Below are 18,267 nucleotides of genomic sequence, written 5' to 3' on the forward strand. Positions count from 1 at the left end.
CAGTTCGATTAAGTCTTTAAAGTGCCTTCGCACTTAAAGCATGCTCAGCTCGAAACAAATTCAACTAGGTTGACTTGCTCAAAGCCGATATCTTTTTAGACACCTACTTCGAACAGGTCCCACACGTTTGCTTGCCTGATTGTTAAAGAGCCGCGGAGCGTTCGGCGTCTTGCGTCGTTGCCCCGTCGAGGAGTGCGCATTCTACGGATCGGGCCGTACCTGTCAAACCTTTTTTCCCGCTTTTCTGGAAATTCTTTCCGGTCGCTCAGTTTTCACCCAGTCGCTGCCGCCTTCCGGCGGCGAGAAATACGCACAACCTATTGATTTACTTAATAATTACCCGCGCGATCTTCTTTTTGCCCGCCTGGATCACCGGGCTCTCGCCCCGGGCAAAGGTTCGCTCTTCGGTGAGCTGCTGGCCGTCCACATAAACGGCGCCCCGACCGAACACATCCTTGGCGGCCTTGCCATTCTGGGCCAGGCCGGCGAGTCGCAGCAGCGGCACCACGTGAATGTCGTCACCTTCCTCCAGGACCACCTCCACTTCCGGCACGTTGTCGGGGATATCTCCCAGAGCAGTGAGGTTGCCAGCGGAGGACGGCGCGGAGCGAGCCGCCTCCTCGCCATGGAAGCGGGTCACCATTTCTAGAGCGAACGCCTTCTTCGCCTCCTGGGGACTGCCGAGCCGCCCGGCTTCGGCCTTGCGCTCCGCCAAAGCCTCGTTGGAAAGCCCGCTGAGCAGTTCGTAATAACGCCAGGTCAGATCATCCGGGATCGACAGCAGCTTACGGTACATCTCCCCCGGCGCGTCGTTGACGCCCACGTAGTTCTTCAGCGACTTGGACATTTTCTGGACGCCATCCAGGCCTTCCAGGATCGGCATGGTCAGACAGATCTGCGGCGCCTGGCCGTGGGCCTTCTGCAGGGTACGCCCCATCAGCAGGTTGAACTTCTGGTCGGTGCCGCCCAGCTCCACGTCCGCTTTCATGGCCACGGAGTCGTAGCCCTGGACCAGCGGATAGAGGAACTCATGAATGGCGATGGACTGGTTGGCCCGGTAGCGCTTGTCGAAGTCATCCCGTTCCAGCATGCGCGCCACGGTGTACTGGCCGGCCAGCTTGATCATGCCGGCGGCGCCAACCTGGTTCATCCAGGTGGAATTGAACACCACCTCGGTCTTCTCCGGGTCGAGAATCTTGAACACCTGTTCCTTGTAGGTCTCGGCATTGCGCTCGATCTCCTCCGGCGTCAGTGCCGGCCGGGTGGCACTCTTGCCCGTGGGGTCACCGATCATGCCGGTGAAGTCGCCGATCAGGAACATGACATGGTGGCCGAGTTCCTGGAACTGGCGCAGCTTGTTGATCAGCACCGTATGCCCAAGGTGGAGATCCGGCGCGGTGGGGTCGAACCCGGCCTTGACCCGCAGCGGGCGACCACTGGCGATGCGCTCGCGCAGCTCGTCTTCCTGGATGATTTCATCGGCGCCGCGTGACAGCAGCGCCATTTGTTCTTCCACCTCTCGATCTTCCAGCTTGACCATTACCACCTCGATTCATGGGGCGCACCGCGCGGCGCCGCCAGACTGACTGACAGGGAACCCGACCACCCCGCGGCGGTCACACCAGGCATCCGCCGGGACCGCGAGGCCCGGAAAAGCTGGCTATTGTAGCACTTGAAGGCGCCGGTAGAAGGCGGGTATCTTTGCTGCAATTCAAGGGACCTCCCCATCCCGTACAACCGGAGGCCCGCCATCAATGCCCCAGGCGGCCACCTCAGAGTGTAGCGACCAGATGAGCATGAATTTTTCCGCCCTCGGCCGCATGGTGCGCCGATTTCCCCGTTTGCATCTCGCCCTTTCCGCCGCTCTGGCCATCACCGTGGTCGCCATGGCGCTGAGTCCGGAATCCGGCGAAAGCCATCCGGAACGCAAACAAGCCCTGACCCTGCCGAAACCCGGCACCGCCCCCGCGACCGGGGCCGCAAGCCCGGTGGCGACCACTCAACCGGCACGCCCGCGGCCGGCCCCGGCTCCCCCGGAGCCCGAGTGGATAGAACTGGAAGTACAATCCGGTGACACCCTTTCCGCCCTGCTGCAGGAACATGGCGTCACGGCGGCCCAGGTACACCGGCTGGTGACCGGCGACGAACGACTGGCTGCGCTGGCCCGTATCCGCCCCGGGGAGACCCTCGGCATTACCCTGGACGACGACGGCGAACTCAACGCCCTGCGCTACCACCCGACCCGCATACAGACCGTCAAGGCCACCCTGGGCGACGATGGCCGCTGGCAAGTGCAAAGCGAGACCCGCGAGTATCAGCGCCGTGTCCGCTTCGCCGAGGCGACCATCGACAATTCCCTGTTCCTGGCCGGGCACGCCGCCGGCATGAGCGACAACCTGACCATGCAACTGGCCAACATTTTTGGCTGGGACATCGATTTCGTGCTCGATATCCGCAATGGTGACCGCTTCCGCGTCCTGTACGAGGAACTCTACCTGGACGGTGAGAAGGTCGGCACCGGCAACATCCTGGCGGCGGAGTTCTGGACCCAGGGCCGGCACCTGACCGCCTACCGCTTCGAAACCCGGTCCGGCGACGCCGACTACTTCGACAGCGAAGGACGCTCCATGCGCAAGGAATTCATCCGTACCCCGGTGGCCTTCTCGCGCATCAGTTCGCGCTTCAATCTGGGCCGCAAGCACCCGATCCTCAACAAGGTGCGCGCCCACCGGGGCATTGATTACGCGGCCCCGAGCGGCACGCCGATCAAAGCCGCCGGCAAGGGCAAGGTGATCTTCGCCGGGGTCAAGGGTGGCTACGGCAATGTTTTGATCCTCAAGCACGGCCAACGCTATACCACGCTGTACGCGCACATGCGCGGCTTCGCCCGGGGCATCCGCGTCGGCAGCCGCGTCAACCAGAACCAGACCATTGGCTATGTGGGCATGTCCGGCCTGGCCACCGGCCCCCATCTGCACTATGAGTTCCGGGTCGACGGGGTGCACCGCAACCCGCAAACCGTGCCTCTGCCCAAGGCGCAGAGCGTGTCCGACAACGAGAAACCCCAGTTCCTGGTCCAGGCGAAACGGATGGAAGCTCAGATGACCCTGTTCGCCGAGGCCGCCACTCTGGCCAGCAGCAATGTCCTCTGAGGGAGCGTTGTCCTCCGGAAGGTTATTCGCCGGCCTGATGACCGGCACAAGCCTGGACGGCGTGGACGCCGTTCTGGCTCGCTTCGGCCACCGACGGGTGGAACTGCTGGCCACCGATAGCCGCGCCCTGCCCGCCCCCCTTCGCGACAGCCTGTCGAGCCTGACCCGCCCCGGCGCCGACGAGATCGATCGCGCCGGGCCCTGCCACCGCGCCCTTGGGCGGATTTACGCCGAAGCCGTGACCGCGTTGCTGGACAGCGCCGCCATCAGCGCGGACCGGGTCACGGCCATCGGCTGCCACGGGCAGACCGTGCGCCACCGGCCCGGCGGAGAGGACGGCTTCAGTCTGCAGTTGGGCTGCCCGGACACCCTGGCCACCGCCACCGGCATCCCGGTGATTCATGATTTCCGCAACAAGGATATGGTGCTCGGTGGCCAGGGCGCGCCGCTGGCGCCTCGCTTCCACGAGCACCTGTTCGCTGATCCGGCGCGCCGCGTGGCGGTGCTCAACCTGGGTGGCATCGCCAATGTGAGCCTGCTCGACCGTGGCACGCTGACCGGCGGGTTCGACACCGGCCCCGCCAATACCCTGCTGGACCTCTGGCACCAGCGCCACCAGGGCGGCGCCTTCGACCGGAACGGCGCCTGGGCCGCCGGAGGGCGGGTGCTTCCCGACCTGCTCGACGCCCTGCTGGCGGATTCCTACTTCCAGTTGCCGCCACCAAAGAGCACCGGTCGGGAGTATTTCCATCCGGACTGGCTGGCCCCTTTCCTGAACCACACCATGGCACCCCGGGACGTGCAAGCCACCCTGGCGGAACTTACCGCCCGCGGCGTGGCCGACGCCCTGGCTGGCTTCGCCCCTCAACGACTGCTGGTGTGCGGTGGCGGCGCCCATAACCAGGACCTGATGAAGCGCCTGTCGCGGCGGCTGGGCATCGACGCGGAAAGCACCGAAGTGGCCGGATTGGCGCCGGACCGGGTGGAGGCGGCGGCGTTCGCCTGGCTGGCCTGGGCCTGGTGGGAGCGGGTGCCCGGCAACGCGCCGGCGGTAACCGGCGCCCGTCGTCCGGCGGTGCTGGGACGGCTGACCGTGCCGGATTAAGCGGCTTCTAGACGAACAGCGTGCCCGCCAGGGCGCAGACCGCGCCAAGCAAAGCACCGGCGCCGATGTCGGATGGGTAATGCACGCCCAGCAAGACCCGGGACAACCCCACCAGCATGGCGAACGCCAAAGCCAGAGTGGCCGCCACCGGATAGAATACCCCCATAAGCGTCGCCATCACGAAGGCCGCCGCGGTGTGGCCGGAGGGGAAGCTGAAACGGTCCGCCGGCTGCAGAAACACGCACAGGGAATCGTCCATGTCCGCCGGTCGGGGCCGCTTGATGAGATTCTTGAGCGCCATGAAGGCCGGCACTTCAAGACCGTAGGCGATCACCGCCGCCAGCGCGAACTGGGCGCCGTGGGCGCGATCAAGCAACCAGATGACGAGAATCAGAAATACGTAGAAGGGGCCGTCGCCGAGCCGGGAGATACCACGGGCCAGTTGCGCGCGATGCGCCGCCCGGGGCTGCCGCAATAACCAGCAGATGGCGCGGGTATCGGCGGCGGTCATTCTCTGTAGTGAAGGTCGCTGTATCATCATGTCCTCCAGCTTCCGTGCCGTTGACGACAATCCTCTGATACTTTGATGACCGTTAGATGACGGCGACGGTTCCCCCGATCATACCGAGAAGGAGGAACCACAGCCACAGGTGGTGGCGGCGTTGGGGTTGTTGACGATGAATCGGGACCCCATCAGCCCCTGCTCGTAGTCCACCTCGGAGCCGTCCAGGTACTGGATGCTCATGGCGTCCACCAGCAGGGTCACGCCCTCGCGATCGACGGCGGTGTCATCCTCGTTGACGGCCTCGTCAAAGGTGAACCCATAGGAAAACCCCGCGCAGCCGCCACCGGTGATGTACACCCGCAGCTTGAGGTCGGGGTTGCCTTCGTCGTCACGGAGCTCGCGCACCTTGGCGGCGGCCCGTTCGGTCAGAATGATGGGACTGGAATCGCTCATGTCGGCCTGAAATGCTATCACCCGCTCATGGTCCAATACCCGAGTGTTACAGTCAAGAATTCTCCGGCGAGACACGGTCACCATCGGCGGCCCCGGATTTTTCCGGTGCCGGCAGGTTGCGCCGCTCTTCATCCAGGCGCACCAGCTTGCCGTTGACCCGGGCACCCATGAGCATCTCGATCATCACGTAGAAAACATTGCCCTCGACCTGGGCCTTGTCGGCCAGTTCCAGGTGCTCGGTGGCGTTGACGTCGCCCTCCACCCGGCCATTGATGGTGATCCGGGGCACGCGGATTTCGCCACGCACCACGCCACTCTCACCAATCACCAACTGCCCCCCTTGTTCGCCGACGGTGATGTTGCCGTCCACTTCCCCCTGGATGTGCAAGCCGCCGTTGAACTCAATGTCCCCCACGACGCGGGCACTGGGGGCGATCAGGGTGTGGTCACGGAAATTCTGACCACCCGCGTTTTTTTTGTCTCGCCTCACCTGCTCTCTCCTGCTTGTCGGTCGGTTTCGCTGAGGGCGGAACCAGCCCATCACCATGGCAGGCTCTGGGTGACTTCGCCCCGCCGGCCACCGGTGGCGCGCGCGGTCATCTCCAGCGCGCTCACCTGCAGCGCTTCCGGCACCGTCAAGGTACCGGAAAGCTCCTGGAAATAACGGAACCTGAAGCGCAAATCGCTGCTCTCGTCGAGCAGATCGTCGGCCTCCACGGTCACCGCCTCCCCGTCTTGGGTGCCCTTGAGCCTCAGGCTCACCCGGCCCGACAAATAGCCACGATTGTCGCCGGCCTGAACCAGAATCAGCCGATAGCGGAAGCGGCGCTCACCGTCAGCCGGCACCACCTCGAACTTCTGCACCTGCAGGGGCTGGTCGACGGTGCCCGGGGACATCACGTTCTTGTAGAACGCCACCGCTTCTTCCAGTTCCGCCATCTGATCACGCAACCCGCGGATTTCCTGACGCAACTGCTCGCCGGCCTGATCGGAAACCTGGGCGTCGGCCCGGAACCGGGCGAGATCATGGCGGGCGCTGGCCAGCCGGTCGCGGGCCTGCTGAAGGTCGGTGCGCAACTCCTGGTTGCGGCGGTCCTGGTCCAGTGCACCGCCCCGCGCCAGCCAGATACCGGCGCCGAAGGCGATCAGTACCGCCAGCACCGCCAGCACCGTGGCCAGCGCCAGCCGGCGCCGCCGCCGGGACGGGCTCACCGGCATCAGCACCACGTCGTCCACGCCGGCACGGGGACGGTCGCGGCGCGCCATCAGTGGCCGGCCCCGCCGAGGACCGGGCCGATCACGGCCATCGTCCACTCCGCGAGCCTTGTCGGCTGGGCCATAGACAGGAACTCCATCAAAGCTTCATTCGGGAAAACCCGAATGATAGGCACCGTCGACGGGGGCGGCAACTCAGCGTTTTTCCTCGCCGCCCTCAGTACCCACCACCCGGGCGCGGTCCAGGGCCATGCCCTCGCCTTCCTGAAGCCGCTCCGCCAGGGAGTCATAGAGCGGGCGCAGCCAGACGATCTTGGAGATACCCGCCGCCATGAAAGCCCCCGCCATCAACGGCAGGAGGATATCGTGGCGGTTACCGGTGAGCTCCATGACGATCACGAAGGAAGTGATCGGACGCTGAATCACCGCCGCCAGGAAGGCGGCCATGGCGACCAGGGTGAGCCCGACCACGGAAATCCCCGGGAACAGCCCGCCAATCACATTGCCGACACCGGCGCCGGCCGCCAGGCTGGGGGAGAACAGACCACCGGGAATCCCGGTGAAGTAGGACACCAGGGTGGCGGCCATCTTGGCCAGCGGGAAGGTCCAGTCGCCCTGGGTCTCGCCGGCCAGCAGGTGGCGCGCCTGTTCATAACCGCTTCCGTAGGTGGCGCCCCCGGTGACCAGGCCGAGAAACACCACCACCAGGGCGCACAACAGCACCACCCGGTAGGGATGCTGGCGCGCGTACGGTGACAGGAAGCGGCTGCCGGCGATCAGCATGCGGCTGAAGGCGCCGCCCAGAAGGCCGCACACCACCGCGGTGACGCCAACGGCCAGCCAGTCGCGGGTGATGTCCAGGGTCCCCTCGGGGTGGCCGAAGAAGCTGTAGTGGCCGGCGATCGCCAGCACAACCACGCCGGACAGGATAATTGCCAGAATCAGAGTACCGCTGCTGCGTTGCTCGAAGGAGCCGGCCAGTTCCTCGATGGCGAACACGATCCCCGCCAGCGGTGCGTTGAACGCCGCCGACACGCCGGCGGCACCGCCGGCGACGATCAGAGAGGTATCCACGTACTTTTGCTGCAGCCGCCCGATCCGGCCCACCGAATACATCATCGCAGCGCCCATGTGCACGCTCGGCCCTTCGCGCCCGATGCTGGCGCCACACAGCAGGCCCATGCAGGTCAGCGCGAATTTCATCATGATCACGCGAAAGGAAAGAAAGGTGGGACGCAACCAGTGATAACGCTGCTTAAGGACCACCAGCACCTGGGGGATACCACTGCCCTGGGACTCCGGCCCGGTGCGGCGCATCAGCGCCACCACCAGCAGCATGCCCAACGGCGTGACCAGAATCGGCAGCAGCGCGGAGCGCTGCTGCATCTGAAAGAACAGGCTGGCGCAATACTCCGCCACCCAGGCGAACCCCACCGTGACCAGCCCCACCAGCAGGGCGCCGATCCAGAACACCACCCGCATTTTCCAGTCTTCCAGGGTGCCGAGCTGCCTGCGTGTCAGACGCCGGGTGCGAAACAGGTAGTATCGCAGCAGACGGCTGGCGCGCTTTGGCTTGTTCACGGCACTCCTCTTTGTTCGGGTCGGGCGGCTCGGTGGGGCCGCGCTTGCGAGATCGCCGCGCGGGCGACCGGGCAGGAAAGAATGTTGGGATCATTTACGGACAGCTTTAGTATAGCCCCCCGAAGCGGCAACACTCCAATGCCGCGCCCCGATCAACTTGTAAGCAACCTCTACGCCGGTAGCGCCGGCGTTCGTCGGAGACGCTCCCTATGCTGTGGCTGAAGGCCTTCCACATTATCGCCGTGATCTGCTGGTTCGCCGGCATCTTCTACCTGCCCCGGCTGTTCGTTTATCACGCCATGGCCGAGGACCAGACCAGCCGGGATCGCTTCAAGATCATGGAACGCAAGCTCTACCGGGGCATCATGAACCCGTCCATGATCGCCACCGTGCTGCTGGGCGCGTGGATGCTGGTGCTGCGCTGGGACTACTACAAGACCCAGGGCTGGATGCACGCCAAGCTGGCGCTGGTGGTGTTGCTGATCGGCTACCACCACGTGTGCCTGGCCTACTTGAAGAAGTTCGCCGCCGACGCCAACACCAAGAGCCACAAGTTCTACCGGCTGTTCAACGAAATCCCGGTGTTGTTGCTGATCGCCATTGTTATCCTGGTGGTGGTGCGCCCTTTCTGAACGGCGACCACGGGAGCCCATGATGAAACCCAATATTCTGGTGATCGCCGGCCACGACCCCTCCGGGGGTGCCGGCATTCACGCCGACATCGAAGCGATCCACGCCCTGGGTGGCTTCGCCAGCACCCTGATCACCGCCCTCACGGTGCAAAACAGCCGCAACGTCACCGGCTTCCAGCTTACCCCCATCGAGTTGCTGGAACGCCAGGCCGATGCCCTGCTCGCCGACTACCATTACCAGGCGGTGAAGATCGGCATGACCGGCTCGGTGGCAATGGTGGAATGGATAGCCCGGCTACTGGCGCGTCTGCCGGGCGTGCCGGTGGTGCTGGATCCGGTGCTCGCCGCCGAAGCCGGCGGCAGCCTGTCCCAGGGAGATCTCGCCGAGACCATGCTTAACCGCCTGGCGCCGCTGACCACGGTGCTCACTCCCAACCTGCCGGAGGCGGAGAAGCTCAGCGGCGAAAGCGGGGTGGACGCCGCCGGCACGGCTCTGGCCGCGCGCACCGGGCGCGCGGTGCTGGTCACCGGCACCCACGACGATACCGACCAGGTCAGCAATCATCTGTTCCACGGCGAACGCCGCCACCATTGGGACTGGCCACGCCTGCCGGAGGTCTACCACGGCTCCGGCTGCACCCTGGCTTCCGCCCTGGCCACCCGACTGGCCCGGGGCGACGCCCTCGACGACGCCACCGGCACCGCCCAGGCGTGGCTCCACCAGGGCCTGCGTGATGCCTGGCGGCCCGGCGGCGGCCAGTTCGTTCCCGACCGGAGGTTCCAGCCATGAGCGCTCCCGAAACCCACCGCGTGCGCGGCCTGTACGCGGTCACCGACCCGGATCTGTGCCCCGGCGAACGGGTGCTGGACGCCGGCGCCGCCGCCCTGCGCGGCGGTGCCGCCATGCTGCAGTACCGCGACAAGCACGCCGACACCGCCACCCGCCGTCACCGCGCCGCCCGCCTGGCGCTGCTGTGCCAGGAATACGGCGCCCTGTTCATCGTCAATGACGACCCGGCCCTGGCCGCCGAGGTGGAAGCCGACGGCGTGCACCTCGGCCAAAGCGACGGGCGCATCGACGCCGCCCGCACCATGCTGGGTAGCGGCAAGCTGATCGGCGTGTCCTGTCACGGCAGCCTGGAGCTGGCCCGGCAAGCCGCCGAAGAAGGCGCCGACTATCTGGCCCTGGGTCGTTTTTTCCCGTCGCGCACCAAACCCCAGGCGCCTCCGGCGGACCTGGATACCCTGCGCGAGGCCCGGCGCCGCTTCCGCCAGCCCCTGGTGGCCATCGGCGGTATCAACGCCGATAACGCCGCCTCCCTGATCGAGGCCGGCGCCGACGCGGTAGCGGTGATCCATGGCTTGTTCGGCGCCCCGGACGCCGCCGCCGTGGAAGCCGCCGCCCGCCGCCTGGCCGGCCTGTTCGCGCACCGTTAATACCCACGCCGGTAGGAAAAGTGCCATGTCCGTCTGACAGAATTTCGGGCAGGGAGTAGACTAAGGCCCGTTTATCTTCCAAGGAGTCCCAATGAGTCGCACGCATTCCGAGCAGTTGTTCCGTCGCGCCCAGCAGCATATTCCAGGGGGTGTGAACTCCCCGGTGCGCGCCTTCAAGGGCGTGGGCGGCACGCCGGTGTTCTTCCACCGCGCGGAGGGCCCCTGGCTTTATGACGAGGACGACAACCGCTACGTGGACTACGTGGGTTCCTGGGGCCCGATGATCCTGGGCCACAACAACGAGGCGGTGCGAGAGGCGGTTCAGAAAGCGGCGGCCGACGGCCTCAGCTTCGGCGCGCCCACCGCCGCCGAGGTGGACATGGCGGATCTGGTCTGTGAGCTGGTGCCCTCCATGGACATGGTGCGCATGGTCAACTCCGGCACCGAGGCGACCATGAGCGCCATCCGCCTGGCGCGCGGTTACACCGGCCGCGACAAGATCATCAAATTCGAAGGCTGCTACCACGGCCATGTGGACAGCCTGCTGGTAAAGGCCGGCTCCGGCGCCCTGACCCTGGGCACCCCCAGTTCCCCCGGCGTGCCCAAGGCGGTCACCGACGACACCCTGACGCTCAATTACAACGACGCCGGCGGCCTGGAGGAAGTGTTCAAGGCCCGGGGCGATGAGATCGCCGCCGTGATCGTTGAGCCGGTGGCCGGCAACATGAACTGCGTGCCTCCCACCCAGGGCTTCCTGGAAGCGCTGCGCAAGTATTGCGACGAACACGGCGCGGTACTGATCTTCGACGAGGTGATGACCGGCTTCCGGGTGGCCCTGGGCGGTGCCCAGGCGCTCTATGGCGTGACCCCGGACCTGACCACCCTGGGCAAGATCATCGGCGGCGGCATGCCGGTGGGCGCCCTGGGGGGCAAGAAGGCGATCATGGAGCACCTGTCACCGCTGGGCCCGGTCTACCAGGCCGGCACGCTGTCCGGTAACCCGGTGGCCATGGCCGCCGGCCTGGCCACTCTCCAGCAACTGCGCCGCGAGGGTTTCCACGAGGAACTGGCCGCCAAGACCGAGAAACTCACCGAGGGCATGGCCACCCTGGCCCGGGAAGCGGGCATCGCCTTCCACACCACCCGGGCGGGCGGCATGTTCGGTCTGTACTTCACCGAGCAAACCCGGATCACCCGGTTCGACGAAGTGATGGCCTGCGACCAGGCCCGCTTCGGCGCCTTCTTCAACGCCATGCTGGATCGCGGCGTGTACCTGGCGCCCAGTGCTTTCGAAGCCGGCTTCGTGTCCATCGCCCACGGTGACGAGCACATTGATGCCACCCTGGAGGCGGCGCGCGGCGCCTTCGCGGCGCTATAACCTTCACCACGCTGTAGAGGGTATCGCGGCTGAAGCCGCTCCCACGGTATTTTTACAGCGGCTTCAGCCGCGCTACCCGATCAGCGCGCCAGCGGCGCCAGCCGACCGCCGGTCAAGGCCAGCAGATCCGCCGGCGCCATCTCGATTTCCAGCCCGCGCCGGCCGGCGCTCATGTACAGGCTCGGCTGCTGGTCGGCGCTGTCATCCAGCCACAGGGGCAGACGCTTTTTCTGTCCCAGCGGGCTGATCCCACCGAGCACATAGCCGGTGAGCCGCTCCGCCCTCGGGCCGTCCACCATGGCCGCCTTCTTACCGCCCGCCGCCCGCGCCAGAGCCTTGAGATCGAGGCTGTGGTCCACCGGCACCATGGCCACCTGAACCTTGCCATCCACCTCCGCCAGCAGTGTCTTGAACACGCGTTCCGGAGCCAGCCCCAGGGCCTCCGCCGCTTCGCGGCCATAGCTTTCCGCCTGGGGATCGTGCTCATAGGCGTGCAGATGAAAGTCGACGCCGGCTCTCTCGGCGACCTTCACCGCCGGCGTCATGCGCGATCCCTACGCAGGCTTTCAGCCCGCTTGCGGGCGGCATCGGCGCCGTCCGGATCACCCTGCTCGGCGCGCGCCGCGGCCACCAGTTCCCAGAGATCGGCCCGGTAGGCATCGTTGTCCGGCGCCAGGCGCAGGGCACGCCGGGCCAGCCCCTCGGCGCCGGCGGGATCACCCTCCTCCAGGCGCAGCAACGCCAGCTCCCGGTACAGCCAGGAAGAGTTGGGAGCCATGGTCAACGCCCGTTCCAGATAGCGGCCGGCGGCGGCCATACGCCCCTGATCACGGGCCTGGTCAGCACGCTCCAGCAGCGACAGCGCCGGCGAGCCGGCCAGTTCGGTGTCGGCGGTCACCGGCGTCTGGGCCTCCTCGGCCGGCGGCATCACCGAACAGCCGGAGACCAGCAGCGCGGCCAGGAAAATCAGTCGAACCGGTCCTTGCGGCATCGTTGCAGTCCTCGTTTTGTGTTCGCGGGAATGGGCGGAATTCTGCTGCTTTTCCTCGCCGTTGGCCACGGCTACAGTTGTGATCCGACCCGCACACCGGATATTCCATGGAAATTCGCGACCATCCCGAGGATTACGCGGCGCTGAAAAAGGCGGTGGCCCTGCTGACCGCGCCCAGCGTCACCGCCCGGCTATCCAACCTGGTCGGCTCGCCCATCGAGGGCGCGGTGAGACGGCTGCCCGCCGCCGCGTCCGCGCGCATCAACGAGGCCGTGGAAACGGCGCTGCGCAAGGCCGTGGACGCCGCCCTGTGGAGCCTGGAGAACCGCCCCCACACCGCCGCCTCGACACGGCGCCACAAGCTCTACGCGGCGGCCTCCGGGGCGGTGGGCGGCGCCTTTGGCCTGACTTCCCTGCTCGCCGAATTACCGGTTTCCACCACCCTGATGATGCGCGCCGTGGCGGACGTGGCCCGGGCCGAGGGCTTCGACCTTAGCGACATGGATACCAAGGCGGCCTGCCTGGAGGTGTTCGCCATGGGCGGCCCCACGGACCAGGACGACGCGGCGGAGACCGGCTATTACATGGCGCGCGGCTTCGCCACCCAGGCCATGAACCAGTTGTCCCGGGAGTTGGCGGAGATCGCCGCCCGCCAGGGCGCCGGCCAGAGCGCCCGACTGATGACATCCACCCAGACGGGCAAGTGGATGGCTCGCCTGATCGAAAAGGTGGCGGAGCGCTTCGGCGTGGTGATCACCAACAAGGTGGCGGCCCAGGCGGTACCGATCATCGGCGCCGCTACCGGTGCCACCCTGAATGCGCTGTTCACGGACTTCTACCAGGACATGGCCCTGGGCCATTTCACCGTCAAACGCCTGGAGCGAACCTACGGCGCCGAGGCGATCCGCGCGGAATTCGAAAAACAGGCGGCCCGCCAACAGCATCGCGGCTGAAGCCGCTCCTACGATCACCGTTGTAGGAGCGACTTCAGTCGCGATGCTCCCGGCATGGCCCCACCCCGGTGGTCAGTTGAACAGGCCCTTGAACCAGTCCACCACACCCTTGCCGGCCTTGTGCACGGTGCCACAGCCGTCACTCTTCTCCGGAATCGAGGCCTCCAGCATCGGATAAAGGCGGGCGCCGGCGCAGCCCTCGCCACTGGTCTTGTCGCCGGCCGGGTCCATCCACACCATTTCCACGCCCGGGGGCGGCGCCTCCGGCAGGCTGGTCTGCGGCAGCGACGCCATCAACTGGCTCCATACCGGCAGCGCGCCGGTGGCGCCGGTCACCCGGGCGCTCTGATTGTTGTCGCGGCCCACCCAGACCACCGCCAGATGGTTGCCGGAGAAGCCGGCGAACCAGGCATCGCGGTACTCATCGCTGGTGCCGGTCTTGCCCGCCACGCGCAGATCCGCGGGCAGCACCTTGCGGGCACCGCGACCGGTGCCGTCGTTGATCACCTGCTGCATGGCCCACTGAATCAGAAACGCCGGGCCGGAATCGAGCACTTCCCGGGTTTCCACCGGGTAACGGGCCAGCGGCTCGCCGTTCTTGTCGAGCACATCGGTGATGGAGCGAAGCGGCGTGGCGAAGCCACCGGTGGCCAGCGGCTGGTACCACATCGCTACCTCGAAGGGGGTCATGTTGATGCTGCCCAGCAGGATACTGGGATAGGCCGGCACCTTGCGCTTCACGCCGAGCTGATCCAGGGTCTTGACCACCTTGCCCGGCCCCAGGTCCATACCCAGCTGCACTGTGGCCTGATTACGGGAATGCACCAGAGCATCGAGCATCGGGATCGGTCCGTGGGATTCGCCGCTGAAGTTCTGGGGCGTCCAGGTGGTGCCGTTGGGCAAGGACACGCTGATCGGCTCGTCGGGGACCGGCGTGGCCAGACTGTAACGCTTGGGCTGCTCCAGGGCGGTCAGCATCACCGCCGGCTTGACCAGCGAACCGATCGGGCGCACCGCGTCCAGGGCCCGGTTGTACCCATGGTCACGAGGTTTGCGACTGCTCACCAACGCCAGCACGTCACCCTGCGAGGGCGCCACCACCACCACCGAACCATTGAGGCGGTCGCCGGAGCCGTCGATGCGATTAAGATGGTCACGCAAGGCACTTTCCGAGGCCAGCTGCGCCAGCACATCCAGGGTGGAGTGAATACGCATCCCGTCCTCGCCGAGCACTTCCGGCGGATAGTCCCGGGCCAGTTGGCGGCGCACCAGATCGATGAAGGCGGGGAAGGCATACAGGGGAGAGACGCCCCGGGGCACCACTTCCAGGTCCCGCTCCTTGTAACGCTGGAACGCCTGATCATCGAGAGCGCCTTCATCCCGGGCCACCCGCAGAACGGTATCGCGGCGGGACTTGGCACGCTCCGGGTTGCGACGCGGATCGTAATAACTGGGCCCTTTCAGCAACGCCACCAGGGTCGCCAACTGGTGAGGCTCCAGTTCCTCCAGCGGACGACCGAAGTAAAACTGCGCGCCCAGGCCCATGCCGTGGATGGCGCGGTTGCCGTCCTGGCCCAGGTACACCTCGTTCAGATAGGCCTCGAGAATCTGCTCCTTGCTGTAGTGCAGTTCGAGCAGCACCGCCATGGGCATTTCCACCAGCTTGCGCGCCAGGGTGCGGTCCTGGGTGAGCCAGAAGTTCTTCACCAGTTGCTGGGTCAGGGTACTGCCGCCCTGGACCAGCCCGCCGGCCTTGACGTTGGCGACCATGGCCCGGGCCAGGCCGCGCGGGGAAATGCCGTGGTGGTCGTAGAAATCCCGGTCCTCGGTGGCGATCAGCATCTGCACCAGCAGGGGCGGTACCCGGTCGAGGGGCACGAACACCCGGTCCTCGGTGTGCCCCGGGTGGATACTGCCGATCTGCAGCGGCTCCAGCCGCGCCACCGAGTCGCCATCGCCACCGCTCAGGCCACTGACACGGCCTCCGCTGAGCGACACCCGCAGGCGTTCCGACGGCTCGCCGCCGTCGCTGTCGCGGAAGCCACGGGTATGGATCACCAGGGAGTTGCCGTCGGTGGTGTAGCTGCCAGGCGTGGGCGCGCCGGCGGCGCGCCGGTAGCGCATCAGCTCCAGCAGCTTGAGCATGTCGTTGCGCGACAGCACCCGGCCGGGATACAGCTCCACCGGCCGGGCATAGACCCGCGCCGGCAACTGCCAGACGTGACTGTCGAAACGGTCACGCACATAGGCATCCAGATACACCAGGCCGGCGGCCGACAGCACCAGCCCGACCAAGGCCAGCTTGCCGATGAAACGCCAGCTCCACCAACGGCGCTGCCGCTGCTTAGCGGAAGTTTTCCGCTTCTTCGATGTTTTCGCTTTCTTCGCCATGGCCGCGAGTATAGAGAGACACCGGGAAGCCGCCTACGGGCGCGGTTCCGGTTTTACACTGTTAGACGGCGTCACCATAATAGGCCCCTTCGCAATCGAGTCCGGAGTCCCCGTGGAAAAGAAATACGACGTGTACGCCATCGGCAACGCCCTGGTGGATACCGAAATCGAGGTCAGCGACGAGTTCCTCGCCCGCATGGACCTGGGCAAGGGCCTGATGACCCTGGTTGACGAGGCCCGCCAGCGGGAACTTCTGGACGCCCTGGCCGGCGAAGCCGAACCACACAACCACACCTGCGGCGGCTCCGCCTGCAATACCGTGGTGGCCACCCGCTATTTCGGTGGCCGCGGCTACTACGCCTGCAAGGTGGCCGATGACGACACCGGCACCTTTTTCGTGGACGCTTTGCGCGCCGCCGGGGTGGACACCAACATGGATGGCGACCGCGAACCGGGAACCTCCGGCAAATGCCTGGTGATGATCACCCCGGACGCGGAACGCACCATGAACAGCTTCCTCGGCATTTCCCAGTTCGTCGGCAAGGGCGAACTGAACGAGGCCGCCATCGCCGCCTCCCGTTATGTCTATCTGGAAGGCTACCTGGTCAGTTCCGACAGTGCCCGCGCCGCCGCCGTGCGCCTGCGAGAGCTGGCGGAACAGCATGGCGTGCGGACCTCGCTGACGTTTTCCGACCCGGCCATGGTGCAATTGTTCCGCGACGGCCTGGTGGAGATGCTCGGCACCGGCGTGGACCTGTTGTTCTGCAACGAGGCCGAGGCCCTGGGCTTCACCGGCACCGATTCCCCGGAAGCGGCCCTGGAAGCCCTCAAACCGATGTGCAACGGCCTGGCCATGACCCTGGGCGCCCGTGGCGCCCTGCTCTGGGACGGTGAGAACACCCACCACGTGGAAGCGGAACCGGTGAAGCCGGTGGACACCAACGGCGCCGGTGACATGTTCGCTGGAGCCTTCCTCTACGCGATCACTCAGGGGCACGACTTCCCCACCGCCGGTCGCCTGGCCAGCGCCGCCTGCGCGCGGCTGATCCGCGAGTTCGGCCCGCGCCTGCCCGCCGAGGCGCATCTGGAAGTCCGCCGGCGGGTGCTGGGCGAATGAGCGCCGCGCAGCTGCGGGCGGTGTGCTCGGTGCACGACGTGGCCGACGAAAGCGCCCGGGAATTCCAGGTCGGCGACCAGTCGGTGGTGGTGGTCAAGTTCGATGGACAGTTCCACGCCTACCTGAACTGGTGCCCGCACCTGGGCATCGAGTTGAACTTCATGCCCGACCAGTTCATGGACGACGAGGGCCGTTTCCTGGTGTGCGCCAACCACGGCGCCCTGTTCGAACCGGAGAACGGCCAATGCCTGTCCGGGCCGTGCAGCGGCGACGCCCTCACCGCGGTACCCCTGGAGGTACGCGGCGAGGAAATCTGGGTGGGCCAGGCCGAGACGCCGGCATGAGCGAGACCAGTGCCAGCCACCATCCGTTCGACGACCTGACGCCGGATGTCATCCTCGACGCGGTGGATGGCGCCGGTTTCGTCACCGATGGCCGTCTGTTGGCGCTGAACAGCTTCGAGAACCGGGTCTATCAGGTAGGGCTTGAGGACGCCGAGCCGGTGGTCACCAAGTTTTACCGACCGAACCGCTGGAGCGACGATCAGATCCACGAGGAGCACGCCTTCAGCCGCTTCCTGCGCGACCAGGAGCTGCCCGTGGTGGCGCCGCTCGCCAACGGCGACGGCGAAACCCTGTTCGAGCACGCCGGCTTCCGGTTCACGGTGTTCCCGCGCCAGGGCGGGCACGCCCCGGAGCTGGACAATGACAGCCACCTTCGTCTTTTGGGCCGCACCCTGGCGCGCTGGCACGCCGCCGGCAACGACCGCCCGTTCCAGGCCCGCCCGGTGCTGGACATCCTCGCCGACAGCCGGGCGGCGGCGGACTATGTCGGCGGCGGCGTCATCGACCCCAACTTCGCCGCTCCCTACCGGGACCTGACCGCCGCCCTGCTCGACGCCATGGCCGCCCGGCTCGGCGACCACCAGTGGCCAGCGATCAACGTGCATGGCGACTGCCACACGGGCAATATACTGTGGCGTGACGACCTGCCGCACTTCGTGGACCTGGACGACAGCCTGCGCGGCCCGGCCATGCAGGACCTGTGGATGCTGCTGTCCGGTGACCAGGAAGAGAACCGCCAGCAACTGCGGGTGCTCGCTGAAGGCTACGAGACCTTCCTGCCATTCCCCTGGGAGCAGCGCCGGCTGATCGAACCGCTGCGCACCCGCCGCCTGCTGCGCCACAGCGCCTGGCTGGCGCAACGCTGGGACGACCCGGCCTTCCCGCCGGCGTTTCCCTGGTTCGAGTCGCCCCGTTACTGGCAGGATCACCTCAATGATCTTCAGCAGGAACTGGCGGCGTTGACCTCGGACGATAACGGCTAGCGGCAATCGCGGCTGAAGCCGCTCCTACAG

General features: G+C 66.4%; 19 protein-coding genes. 10 read left to right on the forward strand and 9 right to left on the reverse strand.

The window, feature by feature from the left end:
- Positions 1-325: 325 nt before the first annotated feature.
- Complete coding sequence (tyrS, locus tag ACLD02_RS19055; RefSeq protein ID WP_203105755.1) at positions 326-1,540, reverse strand: tyrosine--tRNA ligase; 1,215 nt, start codon at positions 1,538-1,540, stop codon at positions 326-328.
- Between the two features lie 250 nt (positions 1,541-1,790).
- Between tyrS and ACLD02_RS19060 the strand changes: the two genes are divergently transcribed.
- Positions 1,791-3,152, forward strand: coding sequence for a peptidoglycan DD-metalloendopeptidase family protein (locus tag ACLD02_RS19060; RefSeq protein ID WP_203105756.1), 1,362 nt, complete (start codon positions 1,791-1,793; stop codon positions 3,150-3,152).
- Positions 3,142-4,257, forward strand: a complete 1,116-nt coding sequence (locus ACLD02_RS19065) for an anhydro-N-acetylmuramic acid kinase (RefSeq protein WP_203105757.1) — start codon at positions 3,142-3,144, stop codon at positions 4,255-4,257. Before ACLD02_RS19060 ends, ACLD02_RS19065 begins: the two co-directional genes overlap by 11 nt.
- A 7-nt stretch (positions 4,258-4,264) precedes the next feature.
- Here ACLD02_RS19065 and ACLD02_RS19070 read toward each other — a convergent pair whose 3' ends face one another.
- The 5 genes from ACLD02_RS19070 to ACLD02_RS19090 form a co-directional block, all read right to left on the reverse strand.
- Complete coding sequence (locus tag ACLD02_RS19070; RefSeq protein WP_238401164.1) at positions 4,265-4,798, reverse strand: phosphatase PAP2 family protein; 534 nt, start codon at positions 4,796-4,798, stop codon at positions 4,265-4,267.
- A 78-nt stretch (positions 4,799-4,876) separates the two neighbouring features.
- Positions 4,877-5,215, reverse strand: a complete 339-nt coding sequence (erpA, locus tag ACLD02_RS19075; protein WP_203105758.1) for an iron-sulfur cluster insertion protein ErpA — start codon at positions 5,213-5,215, stop codon at positions 4,877-4,879.
- Positions 5,216-5,267: 52 nt separating this feature from the next.
- The gene (locus ACLD02_RS19080) at positions 5,268-5,705 is read right to left on the reverse strand and encodes a polymer-forming cytoskeletal protein (RefSeq protein WP_338015246.1); all 438 of its coding nucleotides are present in this window, start codon (positions 5,703-5,705) and stop codon (positions 5,268-5,270) included.
- Positions 5,706-5,755: 50 nt separating this feature from the next.
- Positions 5,756-6,481, reverse strand: coding sequence for a DUF6776 family protein (locus ACLD02_RS19085; protein WP_410299409.1), 726 nt, complete (start codon positions 6,479-6,481; stop codon positions 5,756-5,758).
- Between the two features lie 144 nt (positions 6,482-6,625).
- Complete coding sequence (locus ACLD02_RS19090; RefSeq protein ID WP_338015247.1) at positions 6,626-8,011, reverse strand: chloride channel protein; 1,386 nt, start codon at positions 8,009-8,011, stop codon at positions 6,626-6,628.
- A gap of 209 nt (positions 8,012-8,220) precedes the next feature.
- Here ACLD02_RS19090 and hemJ point away from each other — a divergent pair, with 209 nt between their 5' ends.
- From hemJ to hemL, 4 genes are all read left to right on the forward strand, one after another.
- Positions 8,221-8,643, forward strand: coding sequence for a protoporphyrinogen oxidase HemJ (gene hemJ, locus ACLD02_RS19095; protein WP_410299410.1), 423 nt, complete (start codon positions 8,221-8,223; stop codon positions 8,641-8,643).
- A gap of 22 nt (positions 8,644-8,665) precedes the next feature.
- Positions 8,666-9,433 carry a hydroxymethylpyrimidine/phosphomethylpyrimidine kinase gene (locus tag ACLD02_RS19100; protein ID WP_410299411.1) on the forward strand — a complete coding sequence of 256 codons (768 nt, stop codon included), beginning with the start codon at positions 8,666-8,668 and terminating at the stop codon, positions 9,431-9,433.
- Positions 9,430-10,080 carry a thiamine phosphate synthase gene (gene thiE / locus ACLD02_RS19105; RefSeq protein WP_410299412.1) on the forward strand — a complete coding sequence of 217 codons (651 nt, stop codon included), beginning with the start codon at positions 9,430-9,432 and terminating at the stop codon, positions 10,078-10,080. Before ACLD02_RS19100 ends, thiE begins: the two co-directional genes overlap by 4 nt.
- A 91-nt stretch (positions 10,081-10,171) precedes the next feature.
- Positions 10,172-11,458, forward strand: coding sequence for a glutamate-1-semialdehyde 2,1-aminomutase (hemL, locus tag ACLD02_RS19110; RefSeq protein WP_410299413.1), 1,287 nt, complete (start codon positions 10,172-10,174; stop codon positions 11,456-11,458).
- Between the two features lie 80 nt (positions 11,459-11,538).
- On the opposite strand, the gene ybaK is transcribed toward hemL, so the two are convergent.
- Together ybaK and ACLD02_RS19120 are read right to left on the reverse strand one after the other, a co-directional pair.
- The gene (gene ybaK, locus ACLD02_RS19115; protein WP_203105763.1) at positions 11,539-12,003 is read right to left on the reverse strand and encodes a Cys-tRNA(Pro) deacylase; all 465 of its coding nucleotides are present in this window, start codon (positions 12,001-12,003) and stop codon (positions 11,539-11,541) included.
- A complete protein-coding gene (locus ACLD02_RS19120) occupies positions 12,000-12,449 on the reverse strand; it encodes a tetratricopeptide repeat protein (RefSeq protein ID WP_203105764.1) in 450 nt (149 codons plus the stop codon). The genes ybaK and ACLD02_RS19120 overlap by 4 nt, the downstream gene beginning before the upstream one ends.
- Positions 12,450-12,556: 107 nt before the next feature.
- Between ACLD02_RS19120 and ACLD02_RS19125 the strand changes: the two genes are divergently transcribed.
- Positions 12,557-13,402 carry an EcsC family protein gene (locus ACLD02_RS19125; protein WP_203105765.1) on the forward strand — a complete coding sequence of 282 codons (846 nt, stop codon included), beginning with the start codon at positions 12,557-12,559 and terminating at the stop codon, positions 13,400-13,402.
- A gap of 72 nt (positions 13,403-13,474) precedes the next feature.
- Here ACLD02_RS19125 and mrcB read toward each other — a convergent pair whose 3' ends face one another.
- Positions 13,475-15,697: a penicillin-binding protein 1B gene (gene mrcB, locus ACLD02_RS19130; RefSeq protein WP_410299414.1), complete on the reverse strand. Its 2,223-nt coding sequence runs from the start codon at positions 15,695-15,697 to the stop codon at positions 13,475-13,477.
- 208 nt (positions 15,698-15,905) lie between these two features.
- On the opposite strand from mrcB, the gene ACLD02_RS19135 reads away from it, so the two are divergent.
- Genes ACLD02_RS19135 through ACLD02_RS19145 form a run of 3 tightly spaced genes read left to right on the forward strand, consistent with a single transcriptional unit; the run spans position 15,906 to position 18,237 of the window.
- Entirely contained in the window at positions 15,906-16,910 is a 1,005-nt protein-coding gene (locus ACLD02_RS19135; protein ID WP_410299415.1) for an adenosine kinase, read from the forward strand.
- Positions 16,907-17,254 (forward strand): Rieske (2Fe-2S) protein, encoded by a 348-nt coding sequence (locus ACLD02_RS19140; protein ID WP_238401166.1) that lies wholly within the window; start codon positions 16,907-16,909, stop codon positions 17,252-17,254. Before ACLD02_RS19135 ends, ACLD02_RS19140 begins: the two co-directional genes overlap by 4 nt.
- Positions 17,251-18,237 (forward strand): serine/threonine protein kinase, encoded by a 987-nt coding sequence (locus ACLD02_RS19145; RefSeq protein WP_203105768.1) that lies wholly within the window; start codon positions 17,251-17,253, stop codon positions 18,235-18,237. Before ACLD02_RS19140 ends, ACLD02_RS19145 begins: the two co-directional genes overlap by 4 nt.
- Positions 18,238-18,267: the final 30 nt, after the last annotated feature.

It is taken from the genome of Alloalcanivorax sp. C16-2, assembly GCF_046507615.1.
Taxonomy (GTDB): Bacteria; Pseudomonadota; Gammaproteobacteria; order Pseudomonadales; family Alcanivoracaceae; genus Alloalcanivorax; species Alloalcanivorax marinus_A.